This is a genomic window from Arcticibacter tournemirensis (genome assembly GCF_006716645.1).
Lineage (GTDB): Bacteria > Bacteroidota > Bacteroidia > Sphingobacteriales > Sphingobacteriaceae > Arcticibacter > Arcticibacter tournemirensis.
Window position 1 is genome coordinate 4,725,678 of record NZ_VFPL01000001.1, and the last position, 21,005, is coordinate 4,746,682.

19 protein-coding genes and 2 tRNA genes are annotated in these 21,005 nt (G+C 41.7%); 5 read left to right on the forward strand and 16 right to left on the reverse strand.

The features are described from left to right. Nucleotides 1-14: 14 nt before the first annotated feature. A complete protein-coding gene (locus tag BDE36_RS19650; RefSeq protein WP_141816219.1) occupies nt 15-1,427 on the reverse strand; it encodes an alkaline phosphatase in 1,413 nt (470 codons plus the stop codon). Nucleotides 1,428-1,661: 234 nt separating this feature from the next. Between BDE36_RS19650 and BDE36_RS19655 the strand changes: the two genes are divergently transcribed. Next, nucleotides 1,662-2,510, forward strand: coding sequence for an endonuclease/exonuclease/phosphatase family protein (locus BDE36_RS19655; RefSeq protein WP_141816220.1), 849 nt, complete (start codon nt 1,662-1,664; stop codon nt 2,508-2,510). A 65-nt stretch (nt 2,511-2,575) separates the two neighbouring features. Here the strand turns inward: BDE36_RS19655 and BDE36_RS19660 are convergent, their stop codons facing one another. The 7 genes from BDE36_RS19660 to BDE36_RS19690 all read right to left on the reverse strand — a co-directional run bounded on the left by BDE36_RS19660 (nt 2,576) and on the right by BDE36_RS19690 (nt 12,054). Next, entirely contained in the window at nt 2,576-5,068 is a 2,493-nt protein-coding gene (locus BDE36_RS19660; protein ID WP_141816221.1) for an outer membrane beta-barrel protein, read from the reverse strand. 321 nt (nt 5,069-5,389) lie between these two features. Beyond that, nucleotides 5,390-6,484 carry a formylglycine-generating enzyme family protein gene (locus tag BDE36_RS19665; RefSeq protein WP_141816222.1) on the reverse strand — a complete coding sequence of 365 codons (1,095 nt, stop codon included), beginning with the start codon at nt 6,482-6,484 and terminating at the stop codon, nt 5,390-5,392. A 95-nt stretch (nt 6,485-6,579) separates the two neighbouring features. After that, nucleotides 6,580-7,989, reverse strand: coding sequence for a sulfatase (locus BDE36_RS19670; RefSeq protein WP_141816223.1), 1,410 nt, complete (start codon nt 7,987-7,989; stop codon nt 6,580-6,582). 5 nt (nt 7,990-7,994) lie between these two features. Then, nucleotides 7,995-9,410 (reverse strand): sulfatase family protein, encoded by a 1,416-nt coding sequence (locus tag BDE36_RS19675; RefSeq protein WP_128768505.1) that lies wholly within the window; start codon nt 9,408-9,410, stop codon nt 7,995-7,997. 397 nt (nt 9,411-9,807) lie between these two features. After that, entirely contained in the window at nt 9,808-10,083 is a 276-nt protein-coding gene (locus tag BDE36_RS19680) for a hypothetical protein (protein WP_128768506.1), read from the reverse strand. Nucleotides 10,084-10,207: 124 nt separating this feature from the next. Next, the gene (locus BDE36_RS19685; protein ID WP_141816224.1) at nt 10,208-10,969 is read right to left on the reverse strand and encodes an SDR family NAD(P)-dependent oxidoreductase; all 762 of its coding nucleotides are present in this window, start codon (nt 10,967-10,969) and stop codon (nt 10,208-10,210) included. Next, a complete protein-coding gene (locus BDE36_RS19690) occupies nt 10,966-12,054 on the reverse strand; it encodes a mandelate racemase/muconate lactonizing enzyme family protein (protein ID WP_141816225.1) in 1,089 nt (362 codons plus the stop codon). Before BDE36_RS19690 ends, BDE36_RS19685 begins: the two co-directional genes overlap by 4 nt. Before the next feature lie 82 nt (nt 12,055-12,136). On the opposite strand from BDE36_RS19690, the gene BDE36_RS19695 reads away from it, so the two are divergent. Continuing rightward, the gene (locus BDE36_RS19695; RefSeq protein WP_141816226.1) at nt 12,137-13,288 is read left to right on the forward strand and encodes a DNA-binding transcriptional regulator; all 1,152 of its coding nucleotides are present in this window, start codon (nt 12,137-12,139) and stop codon (nt 13,286-13,288) included. 22 nt (nt 13,289-13,310) lie between these two features. Here the strand turns inward: BDE36_RS19695 and BDE36_RS19700 are convergent. From BDE36_RS19700 to BDE36_RS19710, 3 genes are all read right to left on the reverse strand, one after another. Then, a tRNA-Val gene (locus BDE36_RS19700) sits at nt 13,311-13,385 on the reverse strand. Nucleotides 13,386-13,419: 34 nt separating this feature from the next. Further along, nucleotides 13,420-13,492, reverse strand: a tRNA-Phe gene (locus BDE36_RS19705). A 166-nt stretch (nt 13,493-13,658) separates the two neighbouring features. Then, nucleotides 13,659-14,093: a hypothetical protein gene (locus BDE36_RS19710; protein ID WP_141816227.1), complete on the reverse strand. Its 435-nt coding sequence runs from the start codon at nt 14,091-14,093 to the stop codon at nt 13,659-13,661. Between the two features lie 103 nt (nt 14,094-14,196). Between BDE36_RS19710 and BDE36_RS19715 the strand changes: the two genes are divergently transcribed. Next, the gene (locus BDE36_RS19715; RefSeq protein WP_141816228.1) at nt 14,197-14,679 is read left to right on the forward strand and encodes an ABC transporter ATPase; all 483 of its coding nucleotides are present in this window, start codon (nt 14,197-14,199) and stop codon (nt 14,677-14,679) included. Between the two features lie 96 nt (nt 14,680-14,775). Here the strand turns inward: BDE36_RS19715 and mtgA are convergent, their stop codons facing one another. The 4 genes from mtgA to rpsF all read right to left on the reverse strand — a co-directional run bounded on the left by mtgA (nt 14,776) and on the right by rpsF (nt 16,667). Continuing rightward, a complete protein-coding gene (gene mtgA / locus BDE36_RS19720) occupies nt 14,776-15,504 on the reverse strand; it encodes a monofunctional biosynthetic peptidoglycan transglycosylase (RefSeq protein ID WP_141816229.1) in 729 nt (242 codons plus the stop codon). 65 nt (nt 15,505-15,569) lie between these two features. Continuing rightward, the gene (rplI, locus tag BDE36_RS19725; protein WP_141816230.1) at nt 15,570-16,013 is read right to left on the reverse strand and encodes a 50S ribosomal protein L9; all 444 of its coding nucleotides are present in this window, start codon (nt 16,011-16,013) and stop codon (nt 15,570-15,572) included. A gap of 16 nt (nt 16,014-16,029) precedes the next feature. Next, complete coding sequence (gene rpsR, locus BDE36_RS19730; RefSeq protein ID WP_109417304.1) at nt 16,030-16,293, reverse strand: 30S ribosomal protein S18; 264 nt, start codon at nt 16,291-16,293, stop codon at nt 16,030-16,032. Continuing rightward, nucleotides 16,293-16,667: a 30S ribosomal protein S6 gene (rpsF, locus tag BDE36_RS19735; RefSeq protein WP_128768514.1), complete on the reverse strand. Its 375-nt coding sequence runs from the start codon at nt 16,665-16,667 to the stop codon at nt 16,293-16,295. Before rpsF ends, rpsR begins: the two co-directional genes overlap by 1 nt. 369 nt (nt 16,668-17,036) lie before the next feature. On the opposite strand from rpsF, the gene BDE36_RS19740 reads away from it, so the two are divergent. Next, the gene (locus BDE36_RS19740) at nt 17,037-18,878 is read left to right on the forward strand and encodes a DNA polymerase III subunit gamma/tau (protein ID WP_141816231.1); all 1,842 of its coding nucleotides are present in this window, start codon (nt 17,037-17,039) and stop codon (nt 18,876-18,878) included. A 94-nt stretch (nt 18,879-18,972) separates the two neighbouring features. Here BDE36_RS19740 and BDE36_RS19745 read toward each other — a convergent pair whose 3' ends face one another. Beyond that, on the reverse strand, nt 18,973-19,425 hold the full coding sequence (locus tag BDE36_RS19745) for a hypothetical protein (RefSeq protein ID WP_141816232.1): 453 nt from the start codon (nt 19,423-19,425) through the stop codon (nt 18,973-18,975). A gap of 246 nt (nt 19,426-19,671) precedes the next feature. Between BDE36_RS19745 and BDE36_RS19750 the strand changes: the two genes are divergently transcribed. Next, a complete protein-coding gene (locus tag BDE36_RS19750; protein WP_141816233.1) occupies nt 19,672-20,904 on the forward strand; it encodes an NADP-dependent isocitrate dehydrogenase in 1,233 nt (410 codons plus the stop codon). Nucleotides 20,905-21,005: the final 101 nt, after the last annotated feature.

A 21,005-nucleotide genomic window follows, 5' to 3' on the forward strand; every position in this document is an offset into this window, starting at 1 on the left:
TTACTTATTATCTGTTAAGCCCTTAATCCCGTGGCTTCAAGCATCAAATTGTGCAACTCTGTATTTTTCACGAAGGGATTCAAAAGCTCGCTACCCGGTCCGCACATTGCTACCTCGACATAATCTCCGGAGTGGTCCATACTTCCCCAGCCTACCGAAGTATACTTTGTTTGGATCTCTGCCAGCTCTCTGAATGGAAGTTTATATGGATTATAAATCCCATCAGCATCAGCAGCCGAAAAATGCTTTAAGAGAGAAGATGCCTCGTCTTTCGTAATAACAATTCCCTGCGCTGCTTCAATGCGCTCTATCAAACGGGGTACAGTAAACGCCCTGTCGACGCCCTTTAATATCCACTCGTTGGTGTGCTTAAAATGCTGAATCTTATCAAAATTCTCATTTGCCTTACCCCCCGAGAACAATCCGGGATTAGCATTTCCGTGATCCGTTGTGATGACCACCAAAGTTTCCTGGTCCTGTTCAGCAAAATCGATCGCCACCTTTATTGCTTCATCAAAGGCTATCTGATCGTAGAGCAGAGCTCCGACATCATTCGCATGTGCGCTCCAGTCTACTTTGCCGCCTTCTACCTGCATCACAAAACCTTTCTTATTCTTGCGTAAATACGATATTGCCTGAGATGTCATCTCAGCAAGAGAAGGAGTGGCAGCTTTTAACCCATCGGTATGATCCCGGTCAAGAGCATAAGGAAGTCCGTCTTCATAAAAAACTCCCATAACTGGTTTATCAGAGGAGAGTGAAAGCTTCATCAGATCATTCCTGCTTTGCAACACGGTATACCCTGTCGATTTATATTTACCAAAAAGATCCGTTTTATCTTTTCTCTTTTCCGCAAGGAAATACTCCAGTCCTCCGCCTAACATAATATCGAACTTCAATGGCAGGTACTGAAGCGCTATCTCTCCCTGGTCCCCCCGTTTATTATTATTAATACAAAAGCCCGCTGGTGTAGCATGGGTGACCGGAACCGAGGTAACGCATCCCACTGATTTTCCGGCTGCTTTAAACTTTTGAAGTATGGGTTTATGCTCTGTACCATCCGGACCGACGTTCAATGAACCATTGTTCACGCGAACTCCTCCTCCCCAGGATGAGCTGGCCGCTGCAGAATCGGTTACGAGCGAATTGGCCGACGCGGTATCCATCATAGCTCGTCGCACTTTATTCTCGTGATATAACCGCACCCAATTGCTCTCCCTTCCCTCCTTACGCTGTAACAATAAATTTGCCATGGTCAGCGTACCAATGCTCATTCCGTCGCTTACCATGAAAATTATATTTTTAGCAGTCTTTCCATCGCTCCGACGCTTATTGGCGGGGATTGAAGCAAGTAAATCTACAGGTGATAAAAAGGCCGATCCGATAGCGGCAAGCGAAGTATTTTTGAAAAAGTCTCTTCTTTTCATGTATTTTTAAAGAGTAAATTAAAGCCAAATATTGGCGAATAAGTTAACGACAACAACAAGATAACATTAAGTTATCTTTAAATAAAACATGGATCCCGCTTTTATTCGACATCATTAAATCTTAACCTTGTATTAATGTAAGGCATTTACCTTTACAGCGACAGCGCGATAAACGAACCTGTTATTCATAGCAAAAACTCAATATTTATAATTAAATCCATATAAAACGACACAATGAAAATTCAAAAACTACTAGTACTGGTACTTGTGCTCTTACTTCCTTTCCTTGGTAAAGCGCAGGTGTTCATCGCAGGTTCTTATAATATTCGTTTTGACAATCCGCGTGATACGGGCGATCTTTGGATAAACAGAGCTCCGGTGGTAGCCGCTCTTATCCGCTTCCACGAATTTGATATTTTAGGAACGCAGGAGGGATTAAAAAATCAACTCGACGATATACAGAAAGCCCTTCCAGAATATGCCTATTATGGAGCTGGAAGGGATGATGGCAAAGAACGCGGAGAGCATTCTGCAATATTTTACAGAAAGGACAAGTTTAAGGTTCTTGATAAGGGCAACTTCTGGCTTTCTGAAACGCCCGATAAACCAGGCTTAGGCTGGGATGCAACCTGCTGTAACCGTATCTGCTCCTGGCTATATCTCCAGGATTTGAAATCTAACAGGAAGTTCTATTTCTTCAATGCTCATTTTGATCACCAGGGAGTAAAAGCCCGCGTAGAAAGTGGAAAGCTGATCGTCAGTAAAATAAAGGAAATTGCCGGTACCAACCCTGCGATATTTACAGGCGATCTCAACGGAGGCCATGACAGTGACTGGTATCTCACTCTCAAAAACTCAGGCTTACTGAAAGACACCTACGATCAGGTAGATACCCATTATGCCAATAACGCTTCTTTTAATGCTTTTGGGTCAAAAAGGGCTTTAAATTCTGACGAGATAATTGATCACATTTTTACAACCCGGCAGTGGACCACAAGAAAATGGGGAATTTTAACCGATACTTATCGTGGCAGATTCCCGTCTGATCATTTTCCAATCCTCTGCACATTAGCACTTAAATAAGTTAAGAAATAGCCGGCCATGATCAGATTAATAATCGTGGCCGGTTTTAGCTTTTTTTGCGAATTTTACTCCTCTTCGTCCAGCACATTATTACCCTTTTCCCTAATATCTTTTTTTTGTCTGTTTACGGTGTTACGGCCAGTTTTAGTAAAGCGATAACTCAGCGCAACGCTGAAGTTTCGTGTTGCTTGCGATGAATACCTTTCCTGCGTATAATTAAGTCCTTCAATAAACTCCCGGTTGCTTTTCTGACTAAAGAGATCTGCTGAGATAATTCGGAATACGAGCTTGTTCTGGAGAAATAGCTTGCGGGCTCCGAAGCTGGATGAAAGTGAACCTTTACTCCGGCCCTGTGCAGAGGCATTATTATGATAATTCAGATTTCCCTCAAAAGCAATCTTCTCTGGTAATTTAAGGGCCAGACCGAAATTGCCGCGGTAACTCAATCCGCCTTTTCTGGCTCCGATATTTCCGTCGGAATGATACGTAATATGACTTATGGTAAAACCGGCGTTTGTAGAGACTTTCTTACCAGGCCGGTAGTTTCCAAATAGGCTAAAAGTAAGGGCATTACTTGTAGCCAGGTTTCTATAGGTAGTTTCTATATTCCCATTGTCGTCAACCGGAATGCGGATGCGCTCAATAATATCGTCAGTTTTCGAAAAACTTACACGGGGTGCAACTGACCATGTACGGCCAAACGTACTGAAACTTAGTTCAGCTTGTTGTGTAACTGAAGGTTTTAAAGCCGGATTGCCATAGGAGATATTGGTTGAGTCACGGTTATCAATGAGAGGATTAAGAGCATTCTCGCGTGGTCTGTTAATACGAACCGAATAATTAATACCTGTTACATATTTTTTATTGAATGTTTTACTGACAGAAGCATTAGGGAATATATTGAAATAAGGCTGCATAGCAACCCCATTTGTTCGCGACTGATTAAAACTTGCATCAGTGAGCTCAGCACGTGTCCCCACTTTGAAGGACCACCGTTTTTTTGAGCGAAGATTGTAACCGGCATAAGCCGAATAAATATTTTCAAAAAAAGAGAATTTGTTCGTCAGGTATTGGTTTACTGTATCCTGCGCGAGTGCGAAATCATAATCGCTAACGTTCTGCTGATTATCATTTTTTTTCACACTAGCTTGTAAACCTGCGATAAAAGTACCCATTTTGCCTAAAGAACGGGCATAGTCTGCGTTGGTCTGAAACCCACTTCCGTCCAGTTCATTATCGGCATGCTGCAGAAATGCACTTTCAGACTCATTTATCCTTGTTACTGTTCTATCAACCGACCTTGCCTGGTCTGTATTGTTTATGCTTGTAATAAAGCCTATTTCAAGCTTTTCATTCTTTTTCTTATTTAGCTTAATTGTATAGTCTGCGTCCACTATAACATTAACCGAATTGTTATTGTTACTGTTACTCTGATTTCGTAACTCCTGCTGTACTTCACTTGAATTCAGGCGGTAATCATCAGACCAGGAATCCCCTCCCGCAGAATTACGTCCGGTATTAATACTGATGCTGAAGTTCTGATTGGGAGTCATGTCCCAATCAGCATTGGCCCTGAAGTTGTGAGCGTTACTATTATTATCACCAACGTTATAGCGGTTTCTGTAGGAAGAAACTACATTCTGCTTATAGTTCTGAGTAAGCGAATAGCTGTTTATAACCCTGTCGTTATTCTTATATCCATAACTTGAACCCAGAACCAGGTTCTCTGTCCTGTAGGCAATGTAAGCCGTTCCGGTATAAGTTCCCCGGGTTCCCGCATTTACTGAAAGTGTTCCATTAAGGCCTATTTTATATCCCTTTTTCAGAACAATATTCACGATACCCTCACCGTCGGCAGAATAACGTACCTCGGGATTTGTTATAACTTCTATTTTATCAATAGCGTCTGATGGTAAGACACTTAAGAGGTCGGCCATATTGCCAACCATATAGTCAGATGGTTTCCCGTTTATAAAGATCCGGGTATTGCGTTTCCCGGCAATACTGACTTTACCGTCGATATCTACATCGACCATGGGAACATTCTTCAGGATATCAGTTGCCATACTACCTTCAGCAAGAATACTCTGCCCTACATTATAAGTAATAGTATCGGCTCCGAACTGAATTTCGGGCTTTGATTCAGTAATAACAACTTCACCGAGCATCTTTGTATCCCTTTTAAGTTTAATTGTTGGCAGCTTTTTTGTTCCCCTTTCCGGCATAACGACATTCTCAAGAGTGTCGGCGAGATATCCAACATACGAAATCTTTACTCTATATGTCCCTGTCGGAATATTTTCAAATCTGAACTGGCCATCCTCGTCCGTTTTAGTGCTTTTTGTGATGCTGTTATCCGGCTTCCTGTAGAGGGTAACAACAGCATATTCCAGGCTTTCGCCTGTGTCGGCATCTGTTACTTTACCTGAAAGCTGGCCGGCCTCAACAGCAAACAACTGAGATGAAAAAAGGAACAGGTAAACCAGATATAGAAACTGTTTATTTTTAGAGATACGGGGTTTAAAATAATAGCAGGCGACAAAAAAACTGATTAACATCCTTTAAATAGAGGGTACACCTTTGGTTTGAGTCAAAATCTATCAAGAGGTTTAAAGTACACTTTATTTAATTTTCGTCGGAAAGCGCGGAGGGATGTTTGAAGAGCAGCATTTACCTTTCTGCATTTTAAGTTTATGCGATTGACTACTGACAAGCGTTGACTGATTCCTTCCGCTCTTTTTTTCAGAGTCTGCTGCTACTGTTCTTTTTACGCCCGTTGGTGTGCACGATGTAATTATCACCGACACCAAAACTATCGCTGCTATTGCTGTTTTACTTTTCATAAGTACATTAACTAATAACTATTTTCCATTGTTGCATCATCTGACACATCTGAATCCCATATTGCTCATTCCCGAATCGTGAGAGGTCTTCATTCTTCTTGCGACTCTGTATCCTGAACAATAACTGTCATTACACATAAAAGAACCTCCTCTTGCTACCCTTTTTGGCACATAAGGTTCGTCAGGATCATAGCTATCTGACGGTCCCTGTGGGTTCTTTACACCGTGTGGATTACTTACTGTTTTGTAATAGTCATTGCGGTACCAATCAGAACACCATTCCCAAACATTCCCGGCCATATCATAAAGTCTATACCCGTTGGGAGAAAAGGATTTTACAGGCGCCAAACCGGAAAAGCCGTCAATTGCGGTATTCTTATCCGGAAAACTCCCCTCCCATGAGTTAGCCTTCGGTTTGCGATCATTAATATGCTCATTTCCCCATGGGTAAATATTATTTATTAAACCACCGCGCGCGGCAAACTCCCATTCTGCTTCAGAAGGAAGGCGTTTTCCTGCCCATTTGCAGTAAGCGACCGCATCGTCCCAGCTTACATGCACTACCGGATAGTTTTCCTTTCCTTCAATATCACTTCCCGGGCCCGTGGGATGTTTCCAGTTAGCGCCCGGCACCCAACTCCACCACTGCGAATAATCGTTTAAATCAACACTATGAGAGGGGGGAGTAAAAACCAGAGAAGCAGCTACCAATTCACTTTCGTCCGGTTTTGGCGTATCAGGAGGCAGCTGTTTTTTCATCTCCTCCCAATCAGGCTTTTGCTCGGCAGTTGTTATGTAACCCGTGGCTTTTACAAAAGCGTCAAACTGAGCGTTTGTTACCTCGTGCTCGTCCATCCAGAAAGGATCGACCATTACCTTATGTTTAGGATATTCGTCTTCACTGGCCTGATCATTATCTCCACCCATCATAAACGTTCCGCCAGGAATGCGCACCATTCCTCTTTTAGAAGTATCTCCGTTAAAGGAGATATCTTCAAGATTGATTTTTGCTACCCCGGTTGAGCCTTTACTATCCTGATTATTCACTGTTTCCTTATTTTGATTGCAAAAGCTGAAGAAAACAGATATGCAACTAAATAGTAATATATAGGTTAGAGTATTTCTTTTCATGCCTTATTTCAACCTCTATTTTTTGTAAATTATCCTCTGCCCTACGCTTTCCACTTTCCAAAAGCTTCGCATCAGCATCGTCAATTAAAACTTTGTTATTCTTCCTTCTGAATACCTGTAGCTGTAATAACTGGTTTTTCAGCATTCACTTTAGCTTTCCAGTTCTCAAGCAAAAACTTTAATTCCGCAGCCTTCTCAGGAAGCTTTTTACTCAAGTCATTACTTTCACCCGGGTCTGTTTTTAAATTATATAATTCTATGCGGTTATCCCGATAGAATTCAAGAAGTTTAAAATCACCTTTGCGTATAGCGCTTGCCATTTTCTCAGCTGATTTGACCGTTTCTGATGGATAGTGCCAGAACAGCTCGTCTCTTACAAGTTTCCTCCCGGCAAACAGGGGTATTAAACTGATTCCGTCCATAACCTGGTCACCCGGGGGTTCTGATGTAGAAACACTTAAAAACGTAGGATAAAAATCAATGCTGCTCACTGGCGTTGCTTCTATCGCCCCTCCTTTTATTTTGCCTGGCCAGCGCATTATCAATGGTTCCCTTATACCACCCTCGTAAATCCACATTTTGCTCTCCCTTAAGTTTCCGTTGTTAGCACTCTTACCGGCTCCTCCATTATCAGAGAAAAAAACGAGCAAGGTATTTTCTGCCAACCCGTTGTTATCCAATGTCTGCATGATCTGGCCTACGCCGGCATCTATACGCTCGATCATCGCAGCAAGGTACGGGTTATCTTTGTGCGGTCCTTCAGTCTTTTTTCCGAAGATTTTTTCTGCCTGTCCCGCTCCATATTTAACATCAAACTTCCTTTTGTACTTATTAACGAGCATTGCAGGAGCATCTAACTTAGAATGCACGCCATAAAAGCTAAGATAAAGGAAAAACGGAGTATTTTTATTACGATCTATAAAAGCTGCAGCCTCGTCGCATTGTCTGTCAGTCAGGTATTCGTTCTCCGATCCTTTAATGAAAGTACTGATCTTATCGTAAGGAAAGAAATAATCACCTCCGGCAATATACTTTGTCTCCGAACCTATTACTTCGTCGAACCCATGAGCTTTTGGTCCGCCTCGATAATTTTGATAATGAGTATCCAAATGCCATTTACCAACGATTCCGGTATGATACCCGGCTCTGGCAAGAGCTTCATTCAGCGTAACAAATTTAGCCGGATCTAACCATCGCTTCGTGTCCGCACCTTCTGGCAAAAAATCGGTGATTCCAACTCTTGCCGGGTATTGACCCGTCATAATACTCGCCCTCGTTGGCGAACAATTAGGAGCTGCGGCGTAAGCCTGAGTAAACCTCGTTCCCTGAGAAGCCAGCTTATTTAAATTGGGAGTTTCATTAAAGGTGCTGCCATAGGTATTAAGCTCTCCCCATCCCAGATCATCAGCCATAATAAAAACGATATTCGGCTTTTTCTTAGCTTGAGCGGACACCTGAAAGGTATAAATTAACAGCAATAGTACAGCCACTTTCAAGTCTTTCATAAAGCTTAGTACTTTTTTTCAAATTCTGTATCCATCGCAGCTCCCCGGTCCCCCTGCTGCCTCATCCATTTTTTCAATCTGGTGTCATACTTTTTAATCATCCCTTTATATTCGTCGATGTCCGCAAGATTGTTCAATTCATAAGGATCTTTTCTGATATCGTAGAATTCAACTGCAGGACGATTAGTAATACGGCGGGTGAGAAAATCTGCCTGTGAGTTGGATTCGGCTTTCTTCATCCATGAAGTCCACGCAAGAGTCCCTTTACTTGTATTCATCATGTATTTGATGTAGTAAGAGCTATCGAAACTCAGGTTATTTATCAACTTATAGTTACCGTCTCTGATTGCACGGCTAGGATAAGCAGGGCCTTCTGGCATATTATTGTGAATTAAAAAGGCGTAATCCCTATGTCTGTCCGACTTCCCTGTGATTACCTTAAGAAAACTCCGCCCATCCAGGCCCGATACCGCCCGTCCGCCTGCTATGTCTATTAACGTTGGAGTGATGTCTTCGTACTGAACAATAGCGTCGGTTTCCGTCTTAGGCTTTACATTTCCTGGCCACTTAACAATCATCGAACTTTTTGCCCCGTTATCCCACACAGTCCATTTTCCACCGGGAAACTGCGGACCTTGTTCACCCAAGAATATTACAATAGTATTTTCATCCTGACCGGTTTCCTTCAATAAATTCATTACATCCCCAACCTGATTGTCAAGTCTTCTTACTTCGGCCAGATATCTGCAGAAGTCCTTTCTTGTAAGCTTCGTATCTACCCAGTGCTGAGGAAGCTTAAGTTTACCCGCATCGAACTCTGAAGGATCACCGACAGTCCAAGGCGCATGAGGATTAATACTCATTACGAACAGACAATAAGGCTTGTCCTTTTGGCTGATAAAGGTTTTTATGCTATCGAGAAAATAATTATCTGTGGCAGCAACACAATTAGGTTCAAAACCCTGTATTATTTGAAATGGAAATACTGATTTCGGTCTGGTTACATGATCTTTCCCGGTTAAACCCACTTTATAGCCGAGGTCCCCTAAGTAATGTGCTACACTTTTCAAACTGTTATATACCGGTTTATGATTTTGATAAGCGCCATGTTTGAGCGGATATAAACCAGTAAACAAAGAGGCTCTCGTAGGAATACACATTGCTTCCGAGGTAATTATCTGATTAAATTTCAAGCCCTGCGCTGCTAACGCATCAATATTTTTAGTATTGATATTTTGCCCTCCGTAACAACTTAACTGTCTTGAATCAAGGTCGTCGGCCATGATAATTATAATATTTGGCCTGCCCTCCTCCTTTTTCTGTTGCGCCGCAGATTTCACCGGATTAAAAACAGCTGTGAATATGTAAAATATGGCGGTATTGGTTATCGTTATAACGGCCCTGTTAATTCTATTCTTCATTTTGTTTTACTATTCAGAATCGGAAACTAATTTAGTTGAATTATCTTGTTCAGTCCGGGATCAAATTCGCGCGACGATTGATCCCCAATCATAAAGCTACGACACCGGAGGTCAAAAGACAACAGAAAACATCCGCACGATTCATATAGTGCTATTTTTCGATAGTCCACTCTTTGGGTGCTACGAAACCCTTACGCCCCTGCCCAACATTACCAGAGCTACGATCAGGAAAACTTTCTTAAAAGAAGGGGCTTTCATTTATTTTTATCCGTTCTGGGTATATTGATCTCTTTTCCCCGGATTAGTTTAAAGACAAAGACAATATTCTTTAAAGGAAGGCATCAGAACAGAGAATCAAATTGACGGATAAGTTAGGGGTGAGAACGGCGTTCCCTTATTATTTGTATTGATATTCAATCATTTCCTTGATTAATTCAGGATGGTTTATATCACAATATTCCAGGCCACAACTTTCACAAATATATTTAGTTCTGTATTCAGCGTTGCTGATGTTCCGTAAAGGGGATTGCCTGCATGCGCTGTTTATACAAGCGGGTACGATATGATGAGGTTCATATTTCCTGGTCTTCTCGTCGAGGCGCCATTGCCATCTCCAGAGAATCTCGTCCACTTTCATGGAAGTAAATGTGTAACGATCGCCTTTTTCTGCCATTGCTATACAAAGCTAAGATAACAATTTGATTTGATACTCCTTATACTCCTAGTCGCTTTCCAAGGTTACACTCGATCTTCATGCTTGTATAATCAAACTATATACATCAACGTTCAGATTTTCATTAAAAATTCACCACTGCACCTCCATCAACTGGCAGCAAAACCCCGGTAATATACCTGGCTGCCTGTGATGCTAAAAATACTGCTGCGTTACCAATGTCCTCAGGAGAACCGAAGCCAGGCATGGCAATCCGGTTAGTTATTTTCTCTTTTCTTTCAGGATCTGAGCTTATTGCATTCAGAAACATCGGAGATTCTATCCAGCCGGGAGCAATGGTATTAATCCTGACGTTATACTTGGAATATTCCGTCACCAGATTCTTCATTAAACCGGTGAGAGCGGCTTTAGAAGTGCCATACGCAACAACCCTGTCTATTCCGAATATACCCGCCATAGAGCCAATTAATATAATGGAACCGCTTTTTTGTGCTATCATTTGTTTTGCACATTCCCGTGTAAGAGCGAAGACCGACAAAAGATTAGTTTGAAGAATATATTCAAATTCATCGTCCGTAGTTTCCTGTGCAAACTTTTTCAGATGCACTCCTGCATTATTTACAAGAATGTCAATACTGCCAAACTCTTTCGATATTTGAGTCAGCATATCCGGAATCCTGGCTTTGCAGGTAACGTCAAAAACCACATATGATGCCTGTTCGCCGAGTGTCGCAACAGCAGTTTTCAAAACCTCCTCCCGCCTCCCGGTAATCACTACTCTGGCGCCTGCCAGAATCAGCGACCTGCTTATTCCCAGTCCGATACCGGTGCCCCCTCCCGTTACCAAAGCAACTTTTCCTTTCAGCGAAAATGCATCTAAACTCATAGTTTTATTTCGGTTAAGCAATCGTCTATAAAATTAAATCCCCAACCGGCGCCCTGCCTGGGGAAGGCGAAGCCATCTTTTACAAGCATCGGTTCATCAATCAAGGGGTCGATCCAGTCGAATGATTCAACTCCAAGTCCGTTTGGAATGGAACACACCAACGATACATCGTAATCTTTATAGTAATGAGGAAGAACCGGAACATGGTAACTATTTGCAAGTGCAGCACTTTCGCGCCAAGCCTCCACGCTGCCTATTCTGAGCAAATCAGGCTGCCAGATATCAATCGCCTTTCGCTGGAGCAGCTGAAGCAGCGGCAATGTATCATATTCCCTTTCTCCCATGGCCAGCGAAATGCCTGTATGCTGTTTGAGCGACTGATACCCGTCGAAATCCTGATGATTCAAGGGCTCTTCAAACCAAAAAATATCGAGATCGTTAACGGCATTTGCAAGTTGAATGGCAGCAGGAAGGGTCATACCCTGATTAGCATCCATCATAATATTTATGCCGTTGCCTACAGCCTCGCGTACAAGCTTTAGCCGCTCAGCATCGGTTCGCCAGTCTGCCGATCCAACTTTAATTTTCACGGCGCTGAAACCTCTGCTTTTATATCCCGATACCTCTTCAATCAATTCATCGATAGAGTATGAGATCCAGCCGCCGCTTCCATAGATTGAACATTTATCGCGGTACGTTCCCAAAAGTTTACCTACGGGTTGGTTCAAATATTTCCCCCAGGCATCCCACATAGCAATGTTAATAGCTGCCTGTGCCCAACGATTAATACCTTGGTTGCCAAAGTACTCAGATAAATTATTGAGCTTGTTAAATACTTGCCCCATCTCGTTCACCGCGAAGCCCTTTACATGAGGCAGTAAGTCTCTAAAGGCTCCCCGTATTGCTTCCGGCGAATATTGAAAGGACAATAAATACGATTCGCCAACAACGCCGTTATCGAGCCGAAGGCGTAAAACAAGAAAGGAAATTTCATGCAGTGTATGCGTTGCATCGGCAATCGGCTTCTTTAGTGTCGCTGTCGCCTTATACAATTTGTAGTCGCGGATCGTTATAGCTGAACTCATTTTATTTTTTTTTCAAATTTAGGTACGCCTCTATATTCAATAAAGCCTATTTTGGCTATTTTACCGCCATTTATTACCCCCCATGCCAAGAAAAAAAGTACTAGTTCATTTAGATTCCAGTCGCGGCTATAGTCGCGATCTGCTCCGTGGCATTTATGCTTACAACAATAGTGTATCTCACTGGGACATCATTTTTGAGCCTGCCTACTTTCTTAAAAACAATAAAAAAAGAAACGATCTGGGCATAATAAAGCAGGTAAAACCGGATGGATGTATTCTGGAATTTGCAGAAAACGTTCCCGATCTCATCGCAATGAATATTCCAATCATTCAAACAACATCAGTGAATCTGGTAAAAAAGATTCCTTATGTTAAAGGGAATTATGTATCCGACGCACATGTTGCGGCAGAATACTTCATAGGAAAGGGATTTAAGATTTTTGCCTTTTTCGGTATTGAGGGTCTGGAATGGTCAGAAGAAAGAAAGAGCAACTTCCAAAAAATGACATTGGATTACGGTGGCGAGTTTTACGAATATTCGTTGAAAGGAGATGAAGCGGATGTTCTGTCGCACAACTTCGACGAGCTCGAAAACTGGCTGAAGCATTTACCTAAACCCGTAGGAATTCTATGTTGTAATGACGACTTCGGCCAGATACTTATCAATTCGTGCTCAGCTGCCGGGATAAAGGTTCCTCATGAAATCGCCGTGCTCGGAATCGACAATGATGAACTTCTCTGTAATATTACCCACCCTAATCTTTCGAGTATTCGTCGCAATCATATAAAAACAGCAAACGCCATTTGCAGCAAATTGAACTGCATGATGGAGGGACAGAAACCTCCAGAAGAGATAATCTTTACGGAGGCTATGGAAGTCATTGAAAGGACCTCAACAGATACCATTGTTAACAGCGATCCTGATGTATCTAAGGCAATCTCTTTTATTGCTAATAACATACACCGTACCCTAAAAACCAGCACCGTTGCAGAGCACGTTAACCTGTCGGTAAAGGTGCTGAACAGAAAATTCAAGGTCGGAAGTGGCAATACTATATCAGAAGAAATACAGATGCGAAAGCTTTCGCGGTTCAAGCAGTTACTCCTTGCTAACCTAAGCGTTAAAGAGATAGCATTTGAACTTGGTTTTACCGAGATTAGTCATGTAAGCAGATGGTTCAGCAACCTGGAAGGGGTCGCACCAATGGAATGGAAAAAGAAATACGCGGGATAGAGATGTATCTTCAGAAATTATGTGGGAATTACTGGGTTCGAACCAGTGACCCCTACCTTGTCGAGGTAGTGCTCTAAACCAGCTGAGCTAAACTCCCTGAATAAAAAAACCTCAGATTTCTCTGAGGTTTGTGGTATCAGCTGGAATCGAACCAGCGACACAAGGATTTTCAGTCCTTTGCTCTACCAACTGAGCTATGATACCATCCCGTTGTTTGGGACTGCAAAAATAGATTCTTTTTCGGTTTATTAAAACATTTTTTAAAAAAAAATGAACCCTTTTTACCGGATCTTACATTCTAAGCTGATAATTAGAATCTTATCAACAAAATAAAATCGTTCATAAAAAGCACTTTTCCTCAAAATCCCTTCTATTCAATCCGATCCTGCTTAAAACTTTCTAAATAACGATTCAGAGTATCAAGTTGCTCTGGCTCCATATTTACTACAGGAAGTTTCAGCGATGTCGCCATTGAATCAACATTTCCTTTCCGGTCATTATAAGTCTGCACGATAATATCATCCGCTTTCGTTTTCAATATGATATATCCTGAGCCGACAGTACCGAGATAAGTCATGGCATTCAGTCTTGACAAATTAAACGAAAAGTACTCCTGTTTACCGTTCGGGTAATATTTCCTTAAACGGAGAAAACCCACTTCGCTAATATTTAGCTCCCACTTTTTTAGCTTCGTTCCTTCAGATGCATTAAAACGTCCTGCAATACAATGATGGATCCATTCGATCGTCTGTTGATCAGAGACACTTCTTTTCCAGCCGGACAAGAGGACAATGCAGAAAATCAATCCCGTTTTTATAAGGAAAACTGCCGCGCGCTTTTTACAAAGAGAAAACATACAGGACTTAAATAACAAGAGCACCAAATTAAGAAATTCGTAGATTTGCAATATGGAAATTTCTGAAAATTCGAGAGTATGGATCTATCAGGCAAACAGGCCTTTTAACGGGCCCGAACAAAGCCGGATAGAACAGGTATTAGGCGATTTTGTTAAGGGATGGGACGCACACGGACATAAGCTGGCTTCAGGATATGAAATTCGTTATGGTCGCTTCGTGATCCTGATGGTAGACGAATCGGTAACGGCTGCAAGCGGATGCTCGATCGACAAATCGTCCAATATCATCCGACAGATTGAGCAGGAATTCGGGGTAAATCTCTTTGACCGTTTTAATATGGCATACCGTAAAGATAATGAGGTGGTCTCCTGCAGCAGAAGTGAGTTCGAAGCACTGTTGCAGCAGGGGGTGATCAACGAGAATACCGTTGTATTTAATAATACAGTGCAAACAAAAAAAGAATTAGATTCCTCCTGGGAAGTTCCTTTCAAAGAAAGTTGGCATTCGCGCTTCTTTCAGCAGAGTGTTTCATAAAATGTTCATTATCGATTTAATCTATATAGCTCCGCTTGAGTTAATCGACGAAGCTATGCCCGAACATGTTGAGTACCTTTATAGCTTACTTTTGAATTAATCGAACGCTTGCTTTCTTACAATTCGCATATTTCTACGAATAAGAGAGCTTTTATACAATATATACCTGGTGGGATGCTTAGGCGTCCACTTTCTCGGATTAGGAAATACAGCAACGAGGAGCGACGCCTGTCTTTTCGTTAACCGCTCAGATGATTTATTGTAATATTCCCGACAAGCTGCTTCAGCTCCATAAATTCCATCGCCCATTTCTATGACATTCAGGTAAACCTCAAGAATACGTTCTTTACTCCAGAACACTTCGATAAGAACGGTGAAATACGCTTCAAAACCTTTTCTAAGCCACGACCGCCCGGGCCATAGAAAAACGTTCTTGGCTGTCTGCTGACTAATGGTACTACCTCCCCTCATAGGTTTACCGGCTTTATTTTTAAGGTAGGCTTTTTGTATGGCATTAGGATCGAAACCCCAGTGATTCATAAAACCAGCATCTTCGCCCGCTATGGCCGAATATTTTAAATTATCCGACATCTCGTTGAAATCACGCCATTCCTTTTCCAGCTTCCACGTTTTGCCATCGGCCTTACGTTCGAACCCTCGCTGGAGCATTAGCCATGTTACCGGTGGGTTGATAAAGCGATAGGCGATCACCCACAGGATTGATAAGGAAAAGAAATACAATATTACCTTTTTTACTATCCTTAATAAATTGGGGAACCATTTAACTGAGGTACTTCGGGAAGGCTTTCGATTTTTCCTGGACATTTCTGGCACAAAAATAAAAAAGGCGCCCTGAAAAGAGCGCCTTTTTTAAATAATATCTGCTGACGTTATTCCGCTACAACTTCAAAAGGAACCTGTACTTTCACTTCTTTATGAAGATTAAGGTTGGCTACATATTCACCAACAAATTTAGGTTCTGTTTCAAAAGTGATCCGGCGACGGTCAACTTCAAATCCTTCTCTCTTAAGAGCGTCAGCTACCTGAATGGTATTAACAGCACCGAAGATCTTGCCACTTTCACCAGCTTTAGCGCCAATGGTAAGCTTAACACCTTCTAAACGGGCAGCAACCGCAAGAGCATCATTCTTGATCTTTTCCTGCTTGAACTGTGCCTGTTTTAAGTTTTCCGCTAACACCTTCTTTGCCGACTCTGTTGCTAAAGCAGCGAAGCCTTTTGGAATAAGGTAGTTACGTCCATAACCAGGCTTAACGTTTACTACATCGTCTTTCTCGCCGAGGTTTTTAATATCCTGTTTTAAAATAATTTCCATGTTGCTTTACCTCCGCTTATTTTAATGAGTCAGTAACATAAGGTAATATACCAATATGGCGGGCACGTTTAACTGCCTGAGCAACTTTACGCTGAAACTTCAGAGAAGTTCCGGTTAAACGGCGTGGTAATACTTTACCCTGATCGTTGATAAACTTCAAAAGGAAGTTAGCATCTTTATAATCAATGTACTTGATTCCGTTTTTCTTAAAACGGCAATATTTCTTACGTGTATCCTCTACTTTAGGGGCAGTAACGTATTGAATTTGTTCTCTTGCCATTATCCTGCTACCTCCTCAGTTGATGTTTCTGGTTTAGCTTTTTTCTGGAAAGCACCGCTGTGTTTTCTTTCGTTGTAGATCACCGCATGTTTGTCGAGTGCTACGGTTAAGAAACGCATGATACGCTCATCACGTTTGTATTCAACCTCCAGTTTGCTGATTAATTCACCCGGAGCCCTGAATTCAGTTAGGTGATAGTATCCTGTAGTTTTCTTCTGAATAGGATACGCAAGTTTCTTCAAACCCCAATTGTCCTCATGAACAATCTCGGCTCCGTTATCTGTAAGTACACCGCGAAATTTGGTAATTACCTCTTTTGCAGCATCATCAGATAACAACGGGGTCAGAATGATTACTGTTTCGTACTGTTGCATTTTATTAATTAATTTTCAATTATTTATCCCTGTTAAGGGAGCGCAAATGTAGGAATAATATCTATAAGTATCAAGTATCAAGACACAAGTATCAAGAGAGAATGCAAGAAATTAGAACCAAGCTCAAAACCCAATGTAACTCTTTTTTACTTCTCAACCCTCAGTCTGTGTATAATTTGCCACCTATAGCGCTCATCTCTTAAATATCTACACCCATAACTTTCTTGCTATGCATCTGGTAATCCTTACCCCCTGATACTTGTGACTTGATTCTTGATACTAGTGTCTTGATTCCTGATACTTGAAACCCGCTACCTGATCTATTCTTCCCTCTTGCACATCCACAGGCTTCTTCCTATCTTAGTGCCGATGGATAATTTTATAGTGTCGGCGAGAAAATATCGTCCGGTGACGTTCGAAAGCGTTGTAGGCCAGCAACATATTACCAATACTCTTAAAAACGCTATAAAGAACAATCAGCTTGCACAGGCGTTTTTATTCTGCGGTCCGCGTGGAGTAGGTAAAACCACATGTGCACGCATACTCGCAAAAACCATCAACTGCCAGGATCTTGGTCCCGAAACAGAAGCATGCGGCGTATGCGATTCCTGCCGCTCCTTTCAAAACGGCAACTCCTTCAACATTCACGAACTGGATGCTGCATCGAATAATTCTGTTGACGATATACGGAGTCTTATTGAGCAAGTTCGGATCCCGCCACAGGCAGGTAAATATAAGATCTATATAATAGATGAGGTTCACATGTTATCTCAGGCTGCATTTAATGCTTTCCTTAAAACATTGGAGGAGCCGCCATCTTACGCTATTTTCATTCTGGCCACTACAGAAAAGCACAAAATATTACCCACCATTCTTTCGCGTTGTCAGATATTCGATTTCAACAGGATCAGAGTAGAAGATATGGCCCGTCACCTTACTTCTATTTCGAAGAAGGAGAATGTAACCTATGATGCCGACGGTTTGCACCTTATTGCGCAAAAGGCCGACGGAGGATTGAGAGATGCATTGTCTATGTTCGATCAGATAGTGAGCTTTTCAAACAGGAACGTAACCTATAAGGCGGTCATCGACAATCTGAATATACTGGATTACGATTACTATTTCAAAATTACCGACAGCCTGCTTGCAGAAGATGTTGCCTCTACTCTCCTTATTTTTGATGAGATACTGGTAAACGGATTCGATGGAAATAATTTCATCACCGGTCTTGCTTCGCATTTCCGGAATCTCCTCGTAGGTAAAGATAACTCTACTTTAAAATTACTTGAAGTGAGTGAAGGTATCCGCCAAAAATACCTTGAACAATCACAAAAAGCCTCCAGCTCATTCCTGCTGTCGGCATTGAATATTGTAAACCAGTGCGATCTGAACTATAAGAACAGCAAGAATCAGCGGCTGCAGGTTGAACTCTCCCTGATAAAGGTTTGCCATATATCTTCAGCTTTAAATTTATCAGCTGCTGCACAAACAGAAGCATTAAAAAAAAAACCTGATACAACAGTAAACACTTCTCAGCAAAAGGAAAACACGACCCACCAGAACACACAACAAGCTATAAAAGAACCCATTACAGAAAAAGAGAAACACTTCTCCGAAAACACCGCAATAAAGATCTCAGATCCGGTGCAAACAGGCACAGCGATTCCGGCACCTATAAATACGTCCGAAACCGTTGTAAATCCGCCTGTGGAAGCAGAAAGAACGAAGATCGTTATTAAGCCTCTTAAAGCGGCCCCCTCAATTATCCCTAATTTGAACGACCTGGGTGCGAAGTCGGAAGTCGCCGAGGATGACGCTCCAAAGTACATTTCGGGAGACAGCAGAGAAAGCTTTAACGGAGACCAGATGCTTGAGCGCTGGAACGAGTATGCTGAAGAAGTAAAGCGTTTAGGAAAAATTAACCTTTTTACTTTGATGACATCCAATGCACCGGTTTTGCTTGATAACTATCAAATAGAAGTTATCATAGAGAACCGCATCCAGGATAATCTTTTAGCTATTGAAAAAATAGACTTGCTTAACTTCCTAAGAGTCAAACTCAGGAATTTCGGTATTGATATCGTAACGCGCCACGCAGAAAAAAGCGATAAAAAGCGTTTATATACCGCTCATGAAAAATACCAGCACATGGCTGGAAAAAACCCTCAATTGGAAGAATTCCGGAGAAGGTTTAATCTTGAAATAGGATAAGAAAAGTATCCAGACACAAGTATCAAGTATCTGGATCGAGGGGCGATTTGGACCATCTTGATACTTGTATCTTGATACCTGATACTCTTTAAAACTATTTCAGATATTCATTATCATCCTGATCGGCTGCATCATTCTTAGGATATCCCTCTTCATCAAGATCGTCCCGGTCGTCTTCAGGAGTTCGGGCGAGAGCCTCATCTGCGTCACTCAGTTTAGCTATTTTACCGCTGTCAATGTGCATTCCGTACTCTTCTATTTCCGGCTCTATATCATCATTAACACGGCGATACTCGTCTACGGCAGTTAAATTTGCTTCATCATAATCCGAATCGAAATCAGTTCCGTTCTTTGCCGCCGTATTATAGGGATCAGGATGATCATAATCCTCATCTTCGCTATTTACATCAATCTCAAAACTATCGCTTTCTGCATTATATGAAAGGTCATCCTTAGATACTTCACCTTTCAGATCCTCTCTCATTCGTTTATCTCTATCGAGGTTCTCATCATTAAACCCGGGATAGAACTTATCCTTATTACTCATATCATTCAGATTTATTTATATATAAAAGGAAAAAATACTGTTAAATGTTTGTAATAAAATTGCGATTACATTTATTCAAACATCACCGTCACTTCATATTTTCTTCTTTAAAACTGTCCCCCAGAGGCAAGGAAGGGAGAAGTTGCGACTTTTCATGAACCTTCTGAGGTAAAATTGAATGTAAAACAATTTCATCTTAGTTTATATCTTTGGGAAACAGAACAAGTACTCAATCAAATTCAAACTATGTCTATACAAAAAATTAAAGTAACTAACCCGGTAGTAGAGCTGGATGGCGATGAAATGACCCGTATCATCTGGAAATTCATCAAGGACAAACTTATTCTTCCTTACCTCGATGTTGATATTAAATATTATGATCTTGGTATCGAACACCGCGACGAAACAAACGACCAGGTTACCATAGATGCAGCTAACGCAATTAAACAATATGGTGTTGGCATCAAATGCGCCACTATCACTCCCGATGAAGCACGTGTAAAAGAATTCAATCTGAAACAAATGTGGAAGTCGCCTAACGGAACTGTCCGTAATATTCTTGATGGAACTGTCTTCCGTGAGCCGATCGTAATGAAAAACGTTCCCCGCCTGGTTCCAAACTGGACTGCTCCTATCTGTATTGGCCGTCATGCTTTTGGCGATCAATACCGTGCAACAGATTTTGTCACTAAAGGGAAAGGAAAATTAACGATTACTTTTACTCCTGAAGATGGAGGCGAAGAACAATCATTCGAGGTATTTAACTTTAAAGGCGATGGAGTTGCTCTGGCTATGTACAACACCGATGAGTCGATCAAAGGTTTCGCCCGGGCGTGCTTCAATCAGGCCTTAATGAAAAAATGGCCCTTATATTTATCTACAAAAAATACGATCCTGAAAAAATACGATGGCCGGTTTAAGGACATTTTCGAGGAGATTTACGAACAGGAGTTCAAAGCCGAATTCGATCAACAAGGCCTCACTTATGAGCATCGCCTGATAGACGACATGGTTGCATCTGCATTAAAATGGAACGGCAACTTTGTTTGGGCATGTAAAAACTATGATGGCGACGTTCAGTCGGACACTGTTGCTCAGGGCTTCGGATCACTGGGATTAATGACTTCAACCTTAGTTACACCCGATGGTAAAACAATGGAAGCAGAAGCAGCGCACGGCACGGTTACCCGTCACTACAGGGAGCATCAGAAAGGAAACCCGACCTCTACGAATCCCATTGCTTCTATCTTTGCATGGACCAGAGGTCTTGAATTCCGCGGAAAGCTCGATAATAATCAGAAACTGATTGATTTTTGCCACGCATTAGAGCAGGTATGTATTGAAACTGTAGAAAGCGGAAAAATGACTAAGGACCTTGCCATCACTATTAAACCAAAAGTAGAGCATGGCACAGATTATCTTTACACAGAAGAATTCCTTGAAGCTATCGATCAGAACTTAAAGGCAAAACTAAGCTAAAAGGTGAAAGCCAAAAGGTGAAAGGTTAACGTTAAAAACGGAAAGCTGATTACTAAAAGAGGAAAGAAACTGCGGGACGACCGTAAGCTCTTTCCTCTTTT